We start from the raw sequence: 18,892 nt of genomic DNA, 5'->3' as shown, positions 1-18,892 counted from the left end.
TTATAAGAGACAGGACTGCGGTACTACCCCCGCCTCGGTCTTCGGTAGCGGGGCAGGGCGGTCCGGTTGCCCTGCCCCGCTACCTCATCCGATCAGTTCCGGCGCAACGCCAGCACCGGAATGGTGCGGATGCCCTTCGTCTTCTCCTCGTATCCGGCGAAACCGGGATACCGTCGTGCCTGCTCGGCGTAGAGGCGGTCGCGTTCGTCGCCGGTCACTTCGGTAACGGTGACCGGAAAGGTCTCGGTGCCGACCTCGGCGTCGGCCGCGCCCGCCGAGATGAGGTTGTAGTACCAGTCGGGATTGGTGGGGGCACCGGCTTTGGAAGCGAAGACGTACACGAGCTTCGGGTCGTTCTCGTCGGCCAAGTACATCATCGGAGACACCAGTTGCCGGTCGGTACGCCGCCCTCGGTGATGCACCAGCACCATCGGCGCACCCTCGAACGGCCCACCGACGCGCCCTTCGTTGGCTCGGAACTCGGCGATGATCTTGCTGTTCCAGTCCTGTGATTCGCTCATGCCTGGCATCTTCTCCCCCGGCCCGCTCGTGCGCGAGCAACCACGCTCACGGCTCGTCGAGTACTTCCTGCAGGCGGGCGGCGAAGGTGACGGCATCGTTGACGAATCCGATGTGGTCGCCGGGGAACAGGACCGGGTCGACGCCCAGCGCCGATGCCAGTTCCCGCGAGGTGCGATCGCAGAACTGACCGGTGGACTCGGCACCGATCCCGACGATCACCCGGGTCGGGATCGAACGCAGCAACGGCGGGTCCGGTACCCAGGAGGTGGTCGGGCGCAGTTCATGGGCGAACCAGAAACGTTCGCTGGCGACCTGTCGGGGATCGCGGTCGCCGCCGAAGATCTCTACGAGCATCGGTTCCGGGATGGCAATAGTGGCTTGGGCGAAGAACTTTCGCCAGGCGCCGATCACATCGCCGGTGGCGTAAGTGGCGACGATGTCCTCGGTGAGTGGGCGCTGGGCTTCGGCGTCGGGGAGCAGTTCACGCAGCGGCGCCTCATGGGCCACGACAGTGGTGACCAGGTCGGGGTTGGTCTGGGCCAGGGCCAACGCGGTGACCGCGCCACCGCTGGATCCGAACACCACGGCCGGGCCCGCGCCGAGATGGGTGATGAGCTGGGCGAGGTCCCCGGCGCGGGCGAGCACCGTCGAATCCTGATTCGGGTCGTCGAGGGGGCTGCCGAAATGCCCGCGCGGATCGGTGGTGAGCACGGTGTTGGTGGTGGCGAGTTGTTCGGCGGCCGCGGCGAACGAGGCGGCGTTCATCGGGGCACCGACGAGGACGAGCAGCGGTCCCGCACCACGGACCTCGTAGTACAGGCAGGCGTCCGGCACCACGAGGGTGCCGGTGGTGACGGCGGAACTGGCGGTCATGAGGCTCTCCCGGATCTCGGCTACAGGTAGCACTCATACAGACGGTGCGCGCCGGAAGAACTCATCGCTCGCCACGAACATTCTTTTCCGACAATCTCTTCCGCAGGTCATGCGAATTTCTGCGGTGGCCCCTGGGGTGCCGACGTGCAGGCTCAGCGAGCACACGGCCAGCGCGTGGAGTGTACAGACGTGCACTGAATGCTCTCGAGCCCTCCTCGTCAAAGGACGGGCAAGTGCGCGAACATGACGGAGAGAGCCAGCCTTGGCGCGCCCGACGAGGTGATGCGTCAGGGGCGCTCGGTGGGCAGTTCGCCGTACAGCTGCCGCGCGCGAGCAGTCAGCAGCGGCAGCACAACGGTGCGCCAGGTCGGCAGGTCCACAGCTTCGGATCGCCCTTCGACCAGCACGGACGCCCCGGACAACGCGTCCGCATCGTCGACGTCGACCCCGGTCACCTGGACGATCTCACGCCGCAGCAGCGTCACGAACTCCGTCGCGGTCTCCGGCGGGACCTGCGCGCAGACCTTGTCCCGCACCGCATTCCAAGCCACCGGGTCCGCGGGCGACCCCCAGTGGCGCGGTCGCCGATCGAAGAGCCGGGCTATCTCGGAAGAATCTGGCACCCGCCGAATCCTACCGAGACCCGCTCGCCGCCGCCGCGGGGACTTCCCGCGAACGCCGCAGCGGTGTGGAGGAATCCGCGCGGGCGCGCACTCAACGGCGGCGGCGAAGCTCGTCAGCGCTGGCCCGCAGCGTTCCGGCGACCAGTTCACGTCCCTCGTGCGCCAGATCGACCACCTCGCGCGCGCTCTTGCGACCCGCGTCGCCCAAGATGGCGGCGAGCGCGGTACCGGTGCGGCGTGCCGCGATGGACAGCTCGTGGATCAGTTCTCGGCCGGGTTCGAATTTGTCCATCTCGGTGGAACTCCATTCGCAGTGCGGGCCAGCTCGGATGCCTGGCAACACATCAGTGTACAGTCGTGCGCCGAACTCGTGTCAACCCCCGAATCCGGCACTACAGTCCGCCCGTCACCTGAACACGAATCAGTGCGACGCCGCATGTCCTGAACGCGTCCTCCTGGCCACCGGAACACCGGTGCCGCGCAGCCGGGGAGCTGCGCGGCACCGGGGAGGTGAGTTCAGTTGTAGGAGTTGGCAACCCCGTCGAGCAGGTGCTCGAGGGTCTCGTAGGCCGGCACGTCGACGACGTCGATCAGATCGGCGGCCACCGGCACCGAACGTTCGGCGGCAACCGAGGTGAACTGGGTGGTGTCGCCGGTACGGAAGCCGTGTTCGGCGGCCAGGCGACGCAATTCGGCGTTGTCGGTGAGCAGTTTGCCGATCTTGTCGCCGGTGGCGTCGAGCGGGACGAGGGTGTGGCTCGACAGGACCGTCGGGGTCGGATAGGTCAGCACCATGTCCGGCTTGATCCGGCCCTTGCCCGCGGCTTCGACGAACTGCGCCTCGTAGATACAGACCAGCGGGGTCGGGCCCATGCCGTTGGTGAGGTACTGGTTGAACGGTCCGTCGCTGCTGTTGTCGGTGTAACCCTGGGCGAGGAACAGTTTCGACAGTGCCGACAACACGTGCTGTTCGGCGGTGGCGCCGCGCACGATGGTGTGGTCGTTGGCGACATAGCTGGCGATCGAGAGGTACATGGCCGCGGAGTTCGAGCTGCGCGGGTCGGTCGTCGAGACCAGGATGTTCTTGGCGACCGGGTAGGTGGTGTTGTCGGGCAGGTCGTCCCACTGCACGCCGGTCCCGGCCAGCTCCAGGTACTTGCCCATGTCGAACGTCGCGACCGGGCCGGGCTTGATCACCCCGGCCGCTGTGAGCAGGTCCGCGATCGGCCGGTAGGTGGCGATGGCGATCGGTGACGAGAACGGCGTGTACTTGGTGGTGATGTTGCGCTGGCGCTGGATTCGCTCGGCGGCCGGAATGCTCGACGGGAACGCGAAATCGAACGCACCGAGGTCGACGGTGGTCGCGATCTGGCGCGAACCGGCCGGTTCGACCTCGACCCGAAGGCCGTTGTCGGCGAGCACCTTCGCCACGCGCTCGTCGGCGAAGAACGACATCTTCTCCGACCCCACCACCCCGCGCACCACCGTCACGGCGGCGACAGGAGCGGCGGCCGGCGCATCGGCACCGCCGGGCAGGAGCACGAGTCCGGCGACGACACCGGCCACGACCACAGCCGCGCCGATCGACAACGGCACCACCGCACGCCTGCTCACCGCGCGCTTCGGCGGTTCCTCGGTGGTGTTCGACTCGCGCGCGATCAGTTCCGCGGCGCGCACGCCGGCCGCGGGGGCAGGAACCCGTACCGTCGGGTCGGGATCGGCGAGTTCGCGGCGCACGATCCGCTCGACCAGGATCGGCACGAACTCCCGGATCGGTTTACCACTGAATCGGTGGTGCGCGGCGCCGACCGCCGACGTCACCTGGTCGACGGGGACGTTCTCGGACAGGTCTTCGACCAAACTCTCGGTCATGCGCCGCATAGCCAGCTCTTCACGCTGGACGGCATCGGCAGCTACGCCGGGGACTACGCGCGACACCACATTCTCCTGGGCTCACAATCGGGCTGCGGACGCGGCGCGCCGAACAGGGCCCTCCCCGTGCGCACGCCGCGGGCCACGCTACCGTCGCGCAGCACAGATACCCCAGCCGTGAGCGAGGGTGCACGCAGAGTTCAGCGCTCGCTCGACTGCCCGCAATGTCACGTTGTCCGCGAGTTCGCGTAAACCTCGAATCTTGAAGTCGCAGTGTGTGATTCGCTACTGCAGCCCGGTAGCGGCCCGAACCGGCGGCGGCTGCTCCTCGGTCGCGGACCCGCGCGCCGCCTGCATCGCCGCCCGCCCGAGCCCACCGGCGAGCAGTTCCATCACGGCGATCACGACCAGCCCGCCACCGGCCATCGTGGCCAGCCCGGTGACCGTCTGGAAGGTGATCGCGATGATGGCGATGCCGATCGCGGTGGTGGCGAGCCCGCACAGTTCGTGCGCCCAGCCGTCCTCGACGCTGTCGTCCCACGCGGCGACCAGCGCGTGCACCACACCGCGCACCGACCAGCCGATGCCGATCCACAGGGCCAGCAGTTCGATATTGCCGCCCTGGAAGGCCAGGCCCGCCAAGATCCCCGTCAGTGCGGCGCTGACCAGTACCAGCACCCGCAGCGGGAACGCGATCCGTGCCATGAACGCCAGATACACCTGCACCACGGTGCTCAGGATCAGCGAGATCCCGAACAGCGTCGCCAGCGTGGATTCGGCGCGCCCGGGCCACAGCAGCAGCGCCACACCGAGCAGGAACGAACATCCGCCGGCGACGAGCATCGCGGTGCGGGTCCGATCCGCGCTGCCGGTCATGTCAGCCGCTCCAGCAGGTAGGGCGCAGTCCGGCTGACCGCACTGTCCGCCACCTGTTTCGGTGTCCCCTGCGCCACGATCCGGCCTCCCTGCCCGCCGCCGCCCGGTCCCATGTCGATCACGTGGTCGGCCCCGGCGACAACGGTCATGTCGTGTTCGACCACCACCACACTGGCGCCGCTGTCGACGAGCGAATTCAGTTGTGTCATCAGGATATCGGTGTCCGCCGGATGCAGCCCGGTAGTCGGTTCGTCGAGCAGGTAAACCGTGCCCGCGCGCCGGGCCCGCTGCAATTCGGTGGCCAGTTTCACCCGTTGGGCCTCACCGCCGGACAGTTCGGTGGCGGGTTGGCCCAGCCGCAGGTAGCCGAGGCCGACATCGCGCAGCGTGCGCAGGGCACGCGCGACGACGTCGACGTCGTCGAGGAAGTCGGCGGCCTGGTCGACGGTCAGATCGAGCACCTCGGCGATGGTTTTGTCGCGGTAGGTGATGTCGAGGGTTTCGGGGTTGTAGCGCGCACCGTGGCAGGACGGGCACGGACTGTAGGTGCTGGGCAGGAACAGCAGCTCCACGGTGATGTATCCCTCGCCCTGGCAGGTCGGGCAACGGCCTTCGGCGACATTGAACGAGAACCGGCCGACACCGTATCCGCGGGCTTTGGCGGCGTCGGTCGCGGCGAAGAGTTTGCGGACCGTGTCGAACAGGCCGGTGTAGGTGGCCAGGTTCGACCGTGGGGTGCGCCCGATCGGCGCCTGATCGACTTCGACGACCCGCACGATGTCCGGGTCGGCGGCGGCGGTCGTCGACACAGCGTGCAGCAGAGTGGATTTGCCCGAACCGGAGACGCCGGTGATGGCGATGAACACCCCGAGGGGGATGTCGGCGTCGAGGTCGTGCAGGTTGTGGCTGGTGACGGCGCGTAATCGGAGCTCGCCGGTCGGGGTGCGGGCCGCGCGCGGTGGGCGGACGATCTCGTCGAACAGGTAGGGCCGGGTGACCGAGTCGGCCACCTGCCGCAACCCCTCGACCTCACCGGCGTAGAGCACCTCACCGCCGTTCACACCGGCGCCGGGACCGATGTCGATGAGCCAGTCGGCGTGGCGGACGACGTCGAGATCGTGTTCGACCAGGAACACGCTGTTGCCCGAGCGCTTGAGCCGGTCCAGCACTGTCGTCAGTGCCGCGGTGTCGGCCGGGTGCAGTCCCGCCGAGGGTTCGTCGAGAATGTAGACGACGCCGAACAGGCCCGACCGCAACTGCCCGGCCAACCGTAATCGTTGCAGCTCACCGCCGGACAATGTCGGGCTCTCCCGGTCGACGCTCAGATAGCCGAGCCCGAGCTCGATGAGCACATCGATGCGGGAGGTGAGGTCCTGGGTGAGTACCGCCACGGCTTCTGTGCCGGGGGTGTAGGGGCGCAGCACCTCGACGAGTTCGCTGAGCGGCAGGTCGGCGAACTCGGTGATGTTGTACCCGGCGAAGGTCACCGCGAGCGCTTCGGGTTTGAGTCGTCGCCCCGCACACAGTCCGCAGACGGCGGTGTGCAGGTATTCGGCCGCGCGGGCCCTGGTCGCCGCGCTCTTGGATTCGGCGTGCGAGCGCAACAGCAACTGCTTGGCGCCGGTGTAGGTGCCCTGATAGGGGCGGTGGATGCGATGCGGTTCGCGCACCGGTTCCACTGTGACCACCGGCTTCTCCTCGGTGAACAGGATCCATTCGCGGGCGGCGGGTGAGAGTTCACGCCACGGGCGGTCGATGTCGTAGCCCAGCGCGCCGAGTACGTCGCGCAGATTCTTGCCCTGCCAGGCACCGGGCCACGAGGCGATCGCGCCCTCGCGGATGCTCAGCGACGGGTCCGGGACCATCGACGCCTCGGTGGCCTCGTGGACGACGCCCTGTCCGTGGCAGCGCGGGCAGGCGCCTTCGACGGTGTTCGGGGAGAACGCGTCGGAGTAGAGACGGTTGGTGCCCTCCGGGTAGTGCCCGGGGCCCGTCCTGGCCGGGGTGTCGGGATAATCGCCTTCGCGGGACATGAGCATGCGCAGCGTGTTCGAGATCGCGGTGACGGTGCCGACCGTCGAGCGTGACGACGGCGAGGACCGGCGCTGGGCCAGGGCCACCGTCGGCGGCAGGCCGGTGACGGTGTCGACATCGGGCGCTTCCACCTGGTTCAGCAACCGGCGGGCATACGGTGCCACCGATTCCAGGTAGCGGCGTTGCGATTCCGCGTAGAGCGTGCCGAACGCCAACGAAGACTTGCCGGAACCCGACACTCCCGTGAAGGCGACCAGGGCATTTCGTGGCATGTCCGCGTCGACATCACGCAGGTTGTGGACCCGGGCGCCACGCACCCGAACCGAAGAATCGACCTCGTGCGAATCCACAGCTACCCACCGTACTCCCGGGGGAGCAACCTTCGGGGCGAACGCGCCCGTTGCCGAGATATTAGAAGAACCACCCCAATTGCGGGGCACGGTCGGTGGTGAAGGCTTCGTCGAACGCACGCAATGCCTTCGGATCCTCGACGGCGATCCGGTGCGCGGCGGCGAACGTGTTCGCGCGATGGGCACCGAAGTAGAGAGCGCCGAGAATATTGATATCGAAGCCGAGAGTCGCTGTCCGGGTGGTCGGCTCGCACTCGGCGACGCCGTCGCGGATCCGCAGGGCGAAGTTCCCGCCGGCGTCGCGGAACGGATCGCGCACCGCCACGACGGTATCGAGGTCGGCGCGGTAGGCGCGGGCGGTCAAAGCGGCGGGGACATCCATGACCCGCGCCCACAGTGCGTCACCGCGGTGGGTCATCTGCACGGTGCGCGGGTCGGTGAGCATGTAGGCGAGCGGATCGTCGTCGGCGATCTCGGCTTCCACGGTGTCGACGAGATCCATACCGAGCAGCACCCGCCACAGCGCGGCGTGCGCGTCCGGGGTGACCGCACGCAATTCCCACACCGAGGCGATGTCACGGTTCTCGCGCCGCGAGCGCCGATAGAGGGCATAGCCGTCGGCGTGCAGCAGGACGAACAGCGTGGTCGCACCGTGGCGGTGGCGTTCTATGTCGGCGAAGAACAGGTCCCACTTGGCATCCGGCCGAACCTGTGCCCCCGCCGTCACCTGCTGCCAGCGCTCGTAGATCTCGCGGATCCGCGGGGCGGCATCGTGCAGTGTCTCCAAGGTGACGCCACCGGGATCCGGTGTGGTGGAACGGAATTCGGCACGCCGCGGATCGATGGAGATCGCGGTGTCGATGACGGCCACCTCGTAGCCGAACCGCCCGTAGATCGTGCCCTCGCTGGCCGTGAAGATCGTCAACGGCAACCCGTCGGCCTCGGTCCGAGCATGCTGGGCCCGATACAACTCGCGCAGGATCCCCCGCCGCCGGTGCGTCGGCGCCACCGCGACCCCCGACACTCCACACGCGCGCACCGTCCGCTCCCCCGGCACCGTGATCGTCATCGTCCGATCCACCGTGTGCCCGACGATCCGGTCGCCCTCCACCGCGACCAGTGACCGTTCGACCGGAAAGACCGCTCCCCGGTATTCGTTCTCATCGCTCCCGTACCGCATCCCGAACCCGGCCTCCTGCAACCCCGCGATCGCCGCGGAGTCCGCGGGAGTCGCCGTCCGAACGCACACGCTCTTCGCCGATGCCATGCTCGTACCCTGCCACGCCACCCCGCCCCGGCACATCCGGTTTTCTCCCCGGCAGAGCACGTGTCGGTCCGTCCCGCACGGGCAGCGCTATGCCCAGTCGGTCACCACGCTGATCAACTCGACAACCGGGCCCAGCGCCGAGGGTGCGGCGACCGAACCGGCTCCGCCGACCCACAACGACACCGGCACCCGATGGAATCGCACGGCAGCGGACCCCCAGGGCACATCGGTGTGCGCGACGCCGTCCACAGCCAGGCCGAGGTTGCCGTCGGCCGACCCGGCCGGTGTCACAACGACCGTCGGGTCGGTCGTGTCGCTCAGACTCTGAGCCTGAGCGGTCGCGCGGCCGGTCAGCAGATCGATGACGGCGGCGATCGCGACCGGATCGCGGGTCGCGTCGTAGATCCAGCGCCGGCCGAGCACCCCGTGCTCGGCAGTGCCGATCAGCGCCGAGTCGCCGCCGTGCAGCGGTGCCCCGCGATAGGTCATCGGCACCTGATACAGCACCTGGTCGGCACCGGACCCGTCGACGAACAGCACGAATTCGATCCCGACCTCTCCGGCCGGGTCGTCGAGGCGGAAGCCACCGACTCTGTCCAGGCACGGGGTCGTGCCCAGGTACCAGTGCCGACTGGGCAACCACGCCGCGACGAGATCGCGCTTGGACGGGGTGACGGTGGTCTGATGGATCACTGCCATCGGGGGCCTCAGCCTTTCGCGGTCATGGCGCGCACGTCGGGCAGGGTGCCGATGCGCTGGGTGGTCGGACGGCCGGGGGCGGCGGTTTGGGGCGAGCCGGTGGTGCGGAGCAGGGTCCGGATCTGGCCGGGGGTCGCGCGGCCGGGGCCGGTGGTGCGAATGCCCTGGTAGGCGGCGATGGCGCCGACGACGATCGGAGACGCGCTGGAGGTGCCGCTGAATTCGTCGGTGTACCAGAGGTCTTCGTCGGGACCGCCTTGCAGGTCGCCGTAGCCGGTGGTGGTGACTTCGCGACCCCAGCCCTGGGTGTCGAGGCGGGCGCCGTGGTTGGAGAAGTCCAGACGCGAGCGGGCGGGCCCGTGGTCACGGCCGTGCAGGCCCGGCGGTGGGGCGCCCGCGCCGACCAGGATGGCACCGGAATCGGCGGGGCCCGCGCGAAACGGGTTGTGCCAGGTGGCGGGAAAGTCGCCGGGACGGGTGTCGTAGACGGCGTCATCGAGGTTCTCGCCGCCGTTGCCCGCCGCTTCCACGACGACGATGCCCCGGCTCACCGCGTAGCGGATGGCGGCCAAGTCGTCGGGCCACCATTCCACGGCGATGTAGCCGCGCTGATCGGGAGTGGCCTGGTAGTCGAATCGTGGTCCGGGGCGGTGCAGTTCGATGAGCACGATGTCGCCGGGATGCAGAGCGTCGGCCGCGGAGCGGATCGCGGCGGCCGAGCCGATGCCGAAGATCGAGATGGCCCTGATGTGGGCGTCGGGTGCGATTCCGGTGACGCCGAATTCGTTGAGGTCGCCACTGATCTCGCCGGCGACGGCGGTGCCGTGGTTGCGCCATCCCAGATCGGCGGAGGCGGTACCGCCGATGACTCCGCCCTGGTTCTGTCGCAGATCTTCGTGGGTGAACCGCCACGCGCCCTCGACGTCGATCACCCGCACGCCGGTGCCGAGCCCGCCGGGCCGACCATGTGCCCACACCGCGTCGATGCCGTGCGGTGCGGCGTCGAGATAGGCCTGTCTGACCCGGAAATCGGGTGTCACAGCGGGCGCTCGCGGTGCGACGATGTTCTCCGCGAGGGGTGCCAGCGGTGGTTCGGCCGCCGGCTTGACGTAGGCGGCGGCGACGGTGTCGTCCTCGCGCAGCCGGTGCGCGAGCTCTCCGAGGTCGCCCAGTTCACCGTGCACCGAGTAGTAGCTGAGGTACTCCCCCGCGACCGGCGCCTGCGGGGTATCGGCCAGGCGGGCCGCGAGCCGGTTGTCCGGGCCGAAGATCGGTACCAGACGCGCGGTGGCGGGCAGGAGCTCGTCGACCCTGGTGCGTACGGACCGGTTCTCGCGCAGCGCGATCGGCGTGATCTCCGGGCCGGTCGGCGTGGTGACGACGATCAGTTCGCCCGGCGGGACCGAGGGTGCGGGCACCCCGGGTCGGCGCTGCCTGCTGGATCGGGTGGAGGCCATGGCTACCAGTCAACCGTGCCCCGCGCCCGCCCGCTACCGTTCTGCCACACCGGCTTTGGCGACACGCCGCTACCACACCGCGGCGGCGGCCCCGATCACGGCGATCGCCCCGACATACCCCAGCACCAGCCGGGTATCGCGCAACCAGCATCGACTGCGTTTCAACCCCGCCCGCCACGCCCGCCAGTATCCGGCGAACGCGAGCGCACCGAACCCGACCACCGCCCACGGCCCCACCAACCACGTCAGCAACGCCACCGTCGCGACCACACACAAGGTCAACGGGTCGTGCGGTTGCTGCCCGCGCATCGCCTCCTCGTAGTAGACCCCGCGTTCGCTCACCGCACCTCCACCGGCAACAACGCTCGCCCCGCCGGTGCCGCCGCCGACAACCGCTGCCGCGACAGTGCGGGCCAGGCCTGCACCGCGCAGAACGGCGCGCACTGATCGGCATCGGCACGGGTCCCCACGTGCACGCAGCACTGGGTGAGCCGTTCCTCGATCATCGTCGACATATCCATGAAGGGTTTCACCGTGATCCGCACAACGCGTTCCCCGAGCAGTGTGCGCAACCGTTGACGCCGCCCCGGCAACGCCGACGACGCCAGCGTGAGCAGCGTGGACATCCCCAGATCGCAGTTCTCGCAGATGTTGCGCCACACCCGCCCGATCTCCGGATGCGACAGCGACGACTGCTCCGAGAGCAATCCCAGCAACGATTCCTGGACCGCTACCCGCAGTTCGGCGGGCAGCGCCGAATCCGCGATCCGGTTGGACACCAGTCCCAGCTGCTGCTTCAGTCTCTCGTGCCCGATCAGCGAGACCAGCGACCGCCATTCACCCGCGTCGTCACGCAGCAGATAGCCCACCGAGCAGCAGTGTGGATGCGAGCACGGCAGTGCGGTGAGGTCACGCCAGGTCACCAATCCGTCGGTCTGGGGGCCGAGTCGGGCCAGCACACCGGTGTGGGTGAGCCGGTTCATCGGGTCGATCGTTCCCGAACGCCCGGAACCGAATTGCGGTTGGATCGAGACCCCGCCGACGAACGGTGTGTCCATGGCGGTGCGCAGGACCGCGCCGATCTCGTCGTCGTTCACACCCAGGGCCACGGTCATCACCAAGGTGGTGAAGACGGCGTTCGACGACAGCCGTCGCAGTGTCTGCTGTTTGCGGACACGCAGGTCACCGCCACGGTGATGGCGGGAGGCCTGCGCGGTTTCCCCGTCGTATTGCAGATACACCTCGACCCGGTCGCGATGGGCACGCAGCAGCGCCAGCAGTTCGTCGTCGACGGCGATGCGCAGTCCGTTGGTGTTGAGCAGGATCCGGGTGATCGGCCGTGCGGTCAATTCGGTCAGCAGCCGCGCCAACTGTGGATGCAGAGTCGGTTCGCCGCCGCTGAGCATCAGCACGTCCAAGCGCCCGTTCTCGCGGGCAAGGCGCTGATCGACATTGGCCAGCACGTCCTCGACCGACACCACCCCGCGCAGTTCGGGCGAGGAGTCGGCGAAACAGGTGGGGCAGCGCAGGTTACAGCTGTCGATGATGTCTTCGAGCAGGATGCAGGTGTGCTGGGTCTGCATCTCGGGCAGCCCCCGTAGATACGCCGAGGGCACCGGGTCGAAATTGCCCACGGTGTCGGGCAGGTGCGCTTTGGTCGGAGCGGTCCATTCTTCGAGGTAGGCCAGGATTTCGGGGTCCTCGTCGTAGAGGGTCCGCACCATGCCGTGGGTTCGACACCCTCGTTCGAGAAAGACCTTCCCGTCGCGTTCGGCGAGCCACCCCGACAGTCTCGCGACGTCGGGCAGCGCGGTGTCGGGGTGTTCGTCGTGGCAGCGGGGACAGAACGCGGTCACGTAGCGCAGGATCCGATCGCCCCGCAACGGCATCCCGGTCATCGCGCCATCCCGAACATGCCCGTGTACAGCTCCGGGTTGATGGCCGTGCACAAACCCGCCGTGCACACCGTGACCAGCGACCACCCGATCATCAGCCCCATCCCGAACCCTTTGGGCGCGGGCCGTTTGCGCCGGATCAACAGCCAGCCACCCCCGAATGCCGCTGCCGCGCTGACCACCGCGGTCAGCCCGAACAGCGCTTTGGTCGCGGCGTCGTCATCGAGGGAGGCGACGACCATGAACACGAAGAATCCCGCCATCGCGTTCGCCACGATGAACGCCATCGCCCCCGCCAACGCCATCGCCGCGACCTGACCGCCCTGGCCCGGCGGTTTCCCGCCTTGCTGCGGCGGTGGGGGCGGCATGTTCGGTGGTGGGCCAGGAGGAAAGTTCATGCCACGACCTTTCGTCGAAGTACACCGTCGTAGTTCCCGCGCCGGTAGCCGATGCTCCAGCGCACCGCCACCAGGACCAGTCCCGGCACCAGGAACCATTGCGGGCGCGTCAGATCCAGCCATACCGTGTCGTTGGCGCGGGTGAACTCGACCAGGAACCGGAAGATCGCATACGCCCCGACGTAGAGGGTGAACAGCTCACCCGGCGTGCTGATCCGGTCTCGCAACCACCACAGTGCGCCGAAAGCGGCCAACTGGAACACGATTTCGTAGAGAAAGCTCGGATGCATCGCGACACCGGCCACGCATCCCGGGCACTGCGGCACCGTCGCGGGTGCGTGGATCGCCCATGGCAGGTTCGTCGGCCGTCCCGGTGCCTCGGTGAGCAAGCAGCCGACGCGCCCCACCGCCATGCCCAGCGCCACCGCGGGAGCGAACAGGTCACCGGTCCGTTCCCGATATCCGATGATCTTTTTCGCGATCAACACGCCCACATACGCGCCGAACAATCCGCCGAGCACGCTGCGCGCACCGAACATCCAGCTCTCGTACGGATCGAGGGTCTCGACCAGACTCGACAACCGCATCCCGATCGCCCCACCGACCAGTGCCCCGGTGACCGCGACCAGGGACTCTTCGCGCAGCGCGTCGCGGCGCCTGCACTCGGCCACGAACACCACCGCGGCCACGGCGACACCGAGCGCGACGAAGAACCCGTGCGTCGGGATCCCCCACATCAGCTGCGCCACCATGGCGAAAGGTTAGCGGGCCCACGGGCCGGCACGCGTGAGTGAAACTACTCCCGAATTCGGGTACTACCCTGTTCGTTGGTGAACGCCGGTGCAGGAGTGAGTGTTTCGTTTAGAATGATGCACGGTGAGATCCTCACCCCGGTGCCGATCCTCGGGTACCAGCGTCAATCATCGCGATAGTTCCACCATCTCGGAATTCCATCGGATACGCAGCCATACAGGGGGTCAATCATGTCTACAGCTGTCGATTTCGCGGCCAGGCTCATCGAACCGCGGGCGATCGTCGCGGCGGGCCATTCGGCGGTTCTCGCCTACATCTCACCGAGCAGGCCGGGTGCGAACTTCGGTGCCAAACCGATCACCGCCGACTACGCTCGCGCGCTCACCGCCGCCGGGCTCGACATCGTCTCCATCTGGCAGTACGGCAAACCCGGCGACGCGACCCCCTCGGACTGGACTACCGGTTTCGAGGGCGGTCGCCGGATGGCCGAACAGGCGTCGGCCACCCACCTGAGCGTGGGCGCGCCTGAACACGCACCGATCTTCTTCGCCGTCGACGAGGACATCTCGCTGTCGCAATGGAACAGCACGGCCGTGGAGTTCTTCCGGGGCGTGAACTCGGTACTGGGGACCGCCTGGACCGGGATCTACGGGCATTCGCGAGTGTGTGCGTGGGCGATCGAGGACGGGGTGGTCGGCGCACGCGGGGAATTCAGCTGGGCATGGCAGACGCGGGCCTGGTCGGGTACCGAACGGGAACCACGCGCGGTGCTCTACCAGCGGGTGATCGACACCCCGAGCAACCCCGGACCGATCATCGACGGCACCCGCGTCGACGTCAACGACATCCTCGCCCCCGACTTCGGGCAGTGGGCGCTCGACCGTTCGGTATCGGTACCTCAGTTCACCGAGATCGATCGGCTCGGACCCTCGCACTCCCCGCGCGAAGGGGCTCGCATCACCAATTTCCTGTTGCACACCCAAGAGGGCAACGGCACCGCCGAATCCCTTGCCGCCTACCTCAACAACCCGGCCAACGGGGTGTCCTACCACTACACACTGCGCGACGCGGTGGTGGTGCGCGTGGTGCCCGAGGAGCTCGCGTCCTGGTCGGTGCTCTCGGCGAACCCGTTCACGGTGAATCTGTGCTTCGCGGGCAGCCGGATCGCGTGGTCGCGGCAACAGTGGCTGGCCATCGACGGCGACCTGCGGATCGCGGCGTTCCTCGCTGTCCGCAGCGCGCACCGGCACGGGTACTCGACCGAGGTGATCGAGCCGGATTACCACGTCGGCGACGGGATCTCCGACCATCAGTACGTCACGAGGGCACTGGGCATCGGCTCGCATACCGATGTGGGCCCGAACTTCCCGTGGGATGTGTTCGCCGCCCACGTCGCCTCGTTCGCCGACGGGACCGGACCGAACGCGATCGATGTCCGTGCCGCCGCGTCCCCGTGGTTGGGCGCGCGGCGCACCGACGGCGAACTCAGCACACCGGACGGGGTGGGACGTTTCGCCGAATTCGAGCACGGCTACGTGTACTGGCATCCGAGCACCGATGCCCACGCCGTCCCCACCGCGGTCATGGACAAGTACGCGGAGTTGGAGTGGGAGACAGGCCCCTTGGGTTATCCGACGGCCGAGCACACCGAACTGCCCGATCCGCGCGGGTCCGGCCCCGGGCTGGCGCAAGCGTTTCAGGGCGGCACGGTCTACCGGCGCGCCGGCCAACCCGCGTACTGGGTGCACGGTGCGATCGGTGCGCGGTGGGCGGCGGCCGGGTACGAGAACGGTGAGCTCGGCTGGCCGGCCTCCGACGAGACCGCCCACGACGACGGGGCCTACCAGGCATTCGAGTTCGGCCGGATCTACTGGGTGCCCGAACAGATCGTCGCGCTGCGCAATTCCGGCGAACCCGACACTCCGCTGCCCCGGCCCGCGTGAGAGGTCAGGCCAGCAGGATCGCGAGGGTGGTGGCACCGGCGCCCAGTAGCAGTGCCACCACCACCAGGATCGCGATCAGTCGCGTCCGTGAGGTCGGTCCGGTGTAGGTTTCGTCGGCGTTCAGCATGTCGTCGATGTCGATGGCGGCGAACTCACGCGTCGATTCGAGAGGGCCGGGCTGCTCGGTCATGTGCGTGACGCTAGTCCAGGTCGCTGCTCGCCGCCCCCGATACCCCCGCTCGTGTTTGCGGTAGCGGGCTGCGGGTGGTGGCGAGGAGTTCGTCGAGCTGCGCTTCGGCGCGTTCGGCACGGGCCAGCGTTTGTTTGCGGGCGTCGTCGAGCGCGGCCCACCGTTCGGCGGCTTCGGTGCGCACCTGCTCGAGTGCGGCTGCCGCTTCGTCGCGGCGTTGCTGGGTTTCGGCGGTGGTGGTACGGCGCAGCTCGGCGAGTTCGGTACGGGTGCGGTCGAGTTCACCGCGCGCGGTGTCGAGTTCGGTGCGGGCCCGGCGCCACTCCTCGCGTGCTTCGGCGGCGGCCTCCACGCGTTCGGCGGTGGCTTGTTCGGCGCGTTCGGTGGCACGGTCGGCGTCGGCGGCCCGCTGGATCGCCAGGTCCCGTTCGGCGTTCGCGGCGGCGATCCGGGCCTCGGCGTCGCGGCGCTGGTGCGCGATCTCGGTGTCGGCGCGCTGTTGGGCACGGGCCACGGTGTCGTCGGCTTCTTGTCGCGCCGCGTCGATGTCGTCGGCTGCTTGTTGGTGTGCCGCACGCACTTGCGCCTCGGCGTCGCTGCGCGCGGCGAACACATCTTCGGAGGCTTGTCGGGTGAGCGCGTCGACCGAGGCCACGACTTCGTCCCTGGCCGCGAGCGCTTCCCCCACCGCCTGTTCGGCGTGTTCCGCGGCCGCCACCGCCTCTTCGGCCACTGATTCCGCCAGTGCGCGTGCCTCTTCGGCCTCGCGCCGCGCTTGTTCGGCCGCCACTGTCGCCATCTCCGCCTCGGCGATCCGGCGAGCCGCGTCGGCTTGAACCGCCTGGACCTGCGCCTCGGCCACCGACGGATCCCCGATTGTCTGCAGCTCGGCGACCGCTGCGTTCAGCGTGGTCCCCAGCTGCTCGGCCAGTCCCCGGAATTGCCCGAGCAGCTCGTCGGCTCGCAGACGCGCCACCGTCACCGGCCCCTGAGCCGTCACAGTGACGGTAGGGGCCGCACTCTCGGACTCCTGTTGCTGCCGTTGCCTTTCCCGCCACGCCCGCCACCGCGTGTGGTCGGGGTGATCGCAGTACTCGGAGGGACGACCTGGCCCACCGGCGCGGGTAATGGGACGGGCACAGCCCGGATAGTTGCATACGCTCGACACGGGTGAATCGTAGCGTTGGTTTCGTCAATACGTTACGTATTACACGAAACGAAATCCGTGTCGCCCCTTCGCGAGTCAGATCCGGCCATGCCCAGTCTGACCTCCGATAAGTGAACATTATCGGTGGTCAGGATCTGAGATCGTTTCGAATGACCTTGAATGATTTACGTTTCCGTTTGGTCGCAGACAACGAAACGTAATAGCTACGGAACTCATGAAAAACTGTGCTCGCCTGTACGGGCGTACCAATGACCGATTCACTCTGAGCTCACGGCCGATTCAGCGGCTGCACGAAACCCGCGCCCCGGAAATCAGATGCTCACCCTTGCCAGTCGACATAGCGTCACCCGATGGTCCGCCGCCCAAGGCAGCACACGGTTTCGAAGCTCAGGACGCCCCTGGGCGGGAGACGACCGCGCCTGTTGATGGCAGCGGTCTCCCCCGTGACTGCCACTATCTTTCGATATGCGCTGGCCGTGCCCGCACTGTGACTGCTCGCGCAGGGAACGTCGTCGGGACGGTCCACTGTCTCGGCGGCCGGTCATGGTCGCGGCGACGGCCGGGGTGCTGTTCGCCGCTGACGGGCTGAGCAGCACAGTGAATGCCGCCGTCCTCATGCTGGTCCCGGTCGGCACGCTGGGGTCGGCGGTGCTCTTCCTCGATGAGAACCCCACGCAGCTTCGACTATTCGGATGCGTCGTGATGCTTGCCGCCGCCTACACCGCGGCGACTCGGGGCGACCACCGTCGATCGCTTGGTTGATCGGAGCCGGTGTCCGGCAGCGGGCTGCTCACCTCCGATCTCGCGTTGCCGGAACGGAGCACTCGGGCCGTCGCCCGCGCTGTGCTCACCGCGCCGATCTCACGGACGAACGCGGGTGGCGCCTTGCTTCACGTCGGTGGCCGAGGAGGTGTGGAGATGCTGCAGATCCGAGCGGCTGATCGTCACGGCCGCGATGACCACGCCGACCGTGACGCCGATCAGGGTGTCCACGATCCGGCTGACGCCGATCTCGGGCGAGAGGTGCACCCCGAGGCCGACCATCAGCAACGCCATCGGCGTGACCGCCAGTGAGGTGAGCGCGTAGCTGCGTGCGGCCATCACTTCGGCGCTCACCTGGAAGACCACGATCACCACTGCGGTCGCCCAGTACCCCAGGCCCGCCGCGATCAGCAGCGCCCCGATGACCGCGCCGCCGACATTGCCGAGCAGTCGCTGGATTCCACGCTGCACGGTCATCGCGTACGAGACACCCTGCATCGCGGCCATCGCACCCATCGACGCCCACAGCGGATGGGTGAGCCCGGCGGCCGCCGCGAACCACCCCGCGCAGGCCGAGGCGAGCGCGATGCGCGCCGCGTTACCGAGGACCGCGCGTGAGCGCAGTCCGGACAGGCCCGTCGCCAAAAACCCCTCGGGACGCGGCAGCGCGGACGCCCCGACTTCGGCGCCACGGTCGAAAATGATGCTGCGCCGCTTGATCTTGCGCAGTTCTGCCTCGTGCCCGACCACGTCGAGCAGTCGCGTTCGGTCCCCCGCTGTCCAGTCGTCGACCGCGGCCTCCGCCTCGTCGAGCAAGGTGATCAGGTCACGGTGGTGTCTGGCATCCCCGCCCCGAACACCGCTGAGCGCCACCTTCTCCCGCGCGTGCGCGATCGCGACGCGGGCCGGTTCGACGGACCCACCGCGATCGAGCGCGGCGACAGTCGAGAGCGCCCGGGCGACGGCCAGCCGGGCGGGCCCCAGGGGCAGCACCAGCAGTGGCACCGTCTGCGCGAGCAGTCCCACCGCGGCGCCGATCGCCGCGGCCGAGCACACGCGGACGACATCGCCGGGGGCGCTGACATATCCGATCGCCGCGGTGGCCGCGAAGACGAGGATCACCGGGCCGGGACCGGTGATCCGGAATGCCGATACCGACATCGCCGCAACCGCGGCACCGACCGACATCAACGCGACCTCGGCCCACATC

The 18,892-nt window shown here is 68.4% G+C and carries 19 protein-coding genes; 2 read left to right on the top strand and 17 right to left on the bottom strand.

Translation table 11 applies throughout. The features are described from left to right. Positions 1-92 precede the first annotated feature (92 nt). The 14 genes from ACFWF3_RS02170 to ACFWF3_RS02105 form a co-directional block, all read right to left on the bottom strand. Entirely contained in the window at positions 93-521 is a 429-nt protein-coding gene (locus tag ACFWF3_RS02170) for a nitroreductase/quinone reductase family protein (protein ID WP_379312107.1), read from the bottom strand. A gap of 46 nt (positions 522-567) precedes the next feature. Further along, on the bottom strand, positions 568-1,395 hold the full coding sequence (locus ACFWF3_RS02165; RefSeq protein WP_379312106.1) for an alpha/beta fold hydrolase: 828 nt from the start codon (positions 1,393-1,395) through the stop codon (positions 568-570). Positions 1,396-1,682: 287 nt separating this feature from the next. Beyond that, positions 1,683-2,018, bottom strand: a complete 336-nt coding sequence (locus tag ACFWF3_RS02160; protein WP_379312105.1) for a hypothetical protein — start codon at positions 2,016-2,018, stop codon at positions 1,683-1,685. A 91-nt stretch (positions 2,019-2,109) separates the two neighbouring features. After that, entirely contained in the window at positions 2,110-2,310 is a 201-nt protein-coding gene (locus tag ACFWF3_RS02155; protein WP_378629218.1) for a hypothetical protein, read from the bottom strand. 224 nt (positions 2,311-2,534) lie between these two features. Further along, on the bottom strand, positions 2,535-3,956 hold the full coding sequence (locus ACFWF3_RS02150; RefSeq protein WP_379312104.1) for a three-helix bundle dimerization domain-containing protein: 1,422 nt from the start codon (positions 3,954-3,956) through the stop codon (positions 2,535-2,537). Positions 3,957-4,175: 219 nt separating this feature from the next. After that, the gene (locus ACFWF3_RS02145) at positions 4,176-4,766 is read right to left on the bottom strand and encodes a DUF308 domain-containing protein (RefSeq protein ID WP_379312103.1); all 591 of its coding nucleotides are present in this window, start codon (positions 4,764-4,766) and stop codon (positions 4,176-4,178) included. Continuing rightward, entirely contained in the window at positions 4,763-7,072 is a 2,310-nt protein-coding gene (locus tag ACFWF3_RS02140; RefSeq protein ID WP_379312109.1) for an ATP-binding cassette domain-containing protein, read from the bottom strand. Before ACFWF3_RS02140 ends, ACFWF3_RS02145 begins: the two co-directional genes overlap by 4 nt. 139 nt (positions 7,073-7,211) lie before the next feature. Then, positions 7,212-8,417, bottom strand: a complete 1,206-nt coding sequence (locus ACFWF3_RS02135) for a GNAT family N-acetyltransferase (protein ID WP_379312102.1) — start codon at positions 8,415-8,417, stop codon at positions 7,212-7,214. A gap of 87 nt (positions 8,418-8,504) precedes the next feature. Next, positions 8,505-9,116: a 1,4-alpha-glucan branching protein gene (locus tag ACFWF3_RS02130; RefSeq protein WP_379312101.1), complete on the bottom strand. Its 612-nt coding sequence runs from the start codon at positions 9,114-9,116 to the stop codon at positions 8,505-8,507. A gap of 8 nt (positions 9,117-9,124) precedes the next feature. Then, the gene (locus ACFWF3_RS02125; RefSeq protein ID WP_379312100.1) at positions 9,125-10,573 is read right to left on the bottom strand and encodes a S8 family serine peptidase; all 1,449 of its coding nucleotides are present in this window, start codon (positions 10,571-10,573) and stop codon (positions 9,125-9,127) included. Positions 10,574-10,642: 69 nt separating this feature from the next. Continuing rightward, a complete protein-coding gene (locus tag ACFWF3_RS02120; protein WP_379312099.1) occupies positions 10,643-10,915 on the bottom strand; it encodes a hypothetical protein in 273 nt (90 codons plus the stop codon). Then, positions 10,912-12,462 (bottom strand): radical SAM protein, encoded by a 1,551-nt coding sequence (locus ACFWF3_RS02115; RefSeq protein WP_379312108.1) that lies wholly within the window; start codon positions 12,460-12,462, stop codon positions 10,912-10,914. The genes ACFWF3_RS02120 and ACFWF3_RS02115 overlap by 4 nt, the downstream gene beginning before the upstream one ends. 5 nt (positions 12,463-12,467) lie before the next feature. Continuing rightward, positions 12,468-12,866: a hypothetical protein gene (locus tag ACFWF3_RS02110; protein ID WP_378991691.1), complete on the bottom strand. Its 399-nt coding sequence runs from the start codon at positions 12,864-12,866 to the stop codon at positions 12,468-12,470. After that, positions 12,863-13,618, bottom strand: a complete 756-nt coding sequence (locus ACFWF3_RS02105; RefSeq protein ID WP_379312098.1) for a prolipoprotein diacylglyceryl transferase — start codon at positions 13,616-13,618, stop codon at positions 12,863-12,865. The genes ACFWF3_RS02110 and ACFWF3_RS02105 overlap by 4 nt, the downstream gene beginning before the upstream one ends. A 231-nt stretch (positions 13,619-13,849) precedes the next feature. Here ACFWF3_RS02105 and ACFWF3_RS02100 point away from each other — a divergent pair, with 231 nt between their 5' ends. After that, positions 13,850-15,562, top strand: a complete 1,713-nt coding sequence (locus ACFWF3_RS02100) for a glycoside hydrolase domain-containing protein (RefSeq protein WP_379312097.1) — start codon at positions 13,850-13,852, stop codon at positions 15,560-15,562. 4 nt (positions 15,563-15,566) lie between these two features. Here the strand turns inward: ACFWF3_RS02100 and ACFWF3_RS02095 are convergent, their stop codons facing one another. Next, positions 15,567-15,752 carry a hypothetical protein gene (locus ACFWF3_RS02095; RefSeq protein ID WP_378991687.1) on the bottom strand — a complete coding sequence of 62 codons (186 nt, stop codon included), beginning with the start codon at positions 15,750-15,752 and terminating at the stop codon, positions 15,567-15,569. A 10-nt stretch (positions 15,753-15,762) separates the two neighbouring features. Then, on the bottom strand, positions 15,763-16,752 hold the full coding sequence (locus tag ACFWF3_RS02090; protein ID WP_379312096.1) for a hypothetical protein: 990 nt from the start codon (positions 16,750-16,752) through the stop codon (positions 15,763-15,765). A gap of 711 nt (positions 16,753-17,463) precedes the next feature. Between ACFWF3_RS02090 and ACFWF3_RS02085 the strand changes: the two genes are divergently transcribed. Next, a complete protein-coding gene (locus tag ACFWF3_RS02085) occupies positions 17,464-17,682 on the top strand; it encodes a hypothetical protein (protein WP_379312095.1) in 219 nt (72 codons plus the stop codon). A gap of 99 nt (positions 17,683-17,781) precedes the next feature. Here the strand turns inward: ACFWF3_RS02085 and ACFWF3_RS02080 are convergent. Beyond that, a partial coding sequence (locus ACFWF3_RS02080) for an FUSC family protein (protein ID WP_379312094.1) occupies positions 17,782-18,892 on the bottom strand: 1,111 nt, incomplete at its 5' end.

It is taken from the genome of Nocardia sp. NPDC060220 (genome assembly GCF_042727815.1).
Taxonomy (GTDB): domain Bacteria; phylum Actinomycetota; class Actinomycetes; order Mycobacteriales; family Mycobacteriaceae; genus Nocardia.
Note: the sequence above shows the minus strand (reverse complement) of the source record. Positions and strands in the feature narration are given on the sequence as shown.

Bases quoted from the DNA above. Each gene is read 5' to 3' on its own strand.
- ACFWF3_RS02105 (WP_379312098.1), bottom strand. From the start codon at position 13,618: ATGGTGGCGCAGCTGATGTGGGGGATCCCGACGCACGGGTTCTTCGTC.
- ACFWF3_RS02135 (WP_379312102.1), bottom strand. From the start codon at position 8,417: ATGGCATCGGCGAAGAGCGTGTGCGTTCGGACGGCGACTCCCGCGGAC.
- ACFWF3_RS02145 (WP_379312103.1), bottom strand. From the start codon at position 4,766: ATGACCGGCAGCGCGGATCGGACCCGCACCGCGATGCTCGTCGCCGGC.
- ACFWF3_RS02100 (WP_379312097.1), top strand. From the start codon at position 13,850: ATGTCTACAGCTGTCGATTTCGCGGCCAGGCTCATCGAACCGCGGGCG.
- ACFWF3_RS02130 (WP_379312101.1), bottom strand. From the start codon at position 9,116: ATGGCAGTGATCCATCAGACCACCGTCACCCCGTCCAAGCGCGATCTC.
- ACFWF3_RS02155 (WP_378629218.1), bottom strand. From the start codon at position 2,310: ATGGACAAATTCGAACCCGGCCGAGAACTGATCCACGAGCTGTCCATC.
- ACFWF3_RS02125 (WP_379312100.1), bottom strand. From the start codon at position 10,573: ATGGCCTCCACCCGATCCAGCAGGCAGCGCCGACCCGGGGTGCCCGCA.
- ACFWF3_RS02110 (WP_378991691.1), bottom strand. From the start codon at position 12,866: ATGAACTTTCCTCCTGGCCCACCACCGAACATGCCGCCCCCACCGCCG.
- ACFWF3_RS02115 (WP_379312108.1), bottom strand. From the start codon at position 12,462: ATGCCGTTGCGGGGCGATCGGATCCTGCGCTACGTGACCGCGTTCTGT.
- ACFWF3_RS02085 (WP_379312095.1), top strand. From the start codon at position 17,464: ATGGTCGCGGCGACGGCCGGGGTGCTGTTCGCCGCTGACGGGCTGAGC.
- ACFWF3_RS02140 (WP_379312109.1), bottom strand. From the start codon at position 7,072: ATGCCACGAAATGCCCTGGTCGCCTTCACGGGAGTGTCGGGTTCCGGC.
- ACFWF3_RS02095 (WP_378991687.1), bottom strand. From the start codon at position 15,752: ATGACCGAGCAGCCCGGCCCTCTCGAATCGACGCGTGAGTTCGCCGCC.
- ACFWF3_RS02170 (WP_379312107.1), bottom strand. From the start codon at position 521: ATGAGCGAATCACAGGACTGGAACAGCAAGATCATCGCCGAGTTCCGA.
- ACFWF3_RS02165 (WP_379312106.1), bottom strand. From the start codon at position 1,395: ATGACCGCCAGTTCCGCCGTCACCACCGGCACCCTCGTGGTGCCGGAC.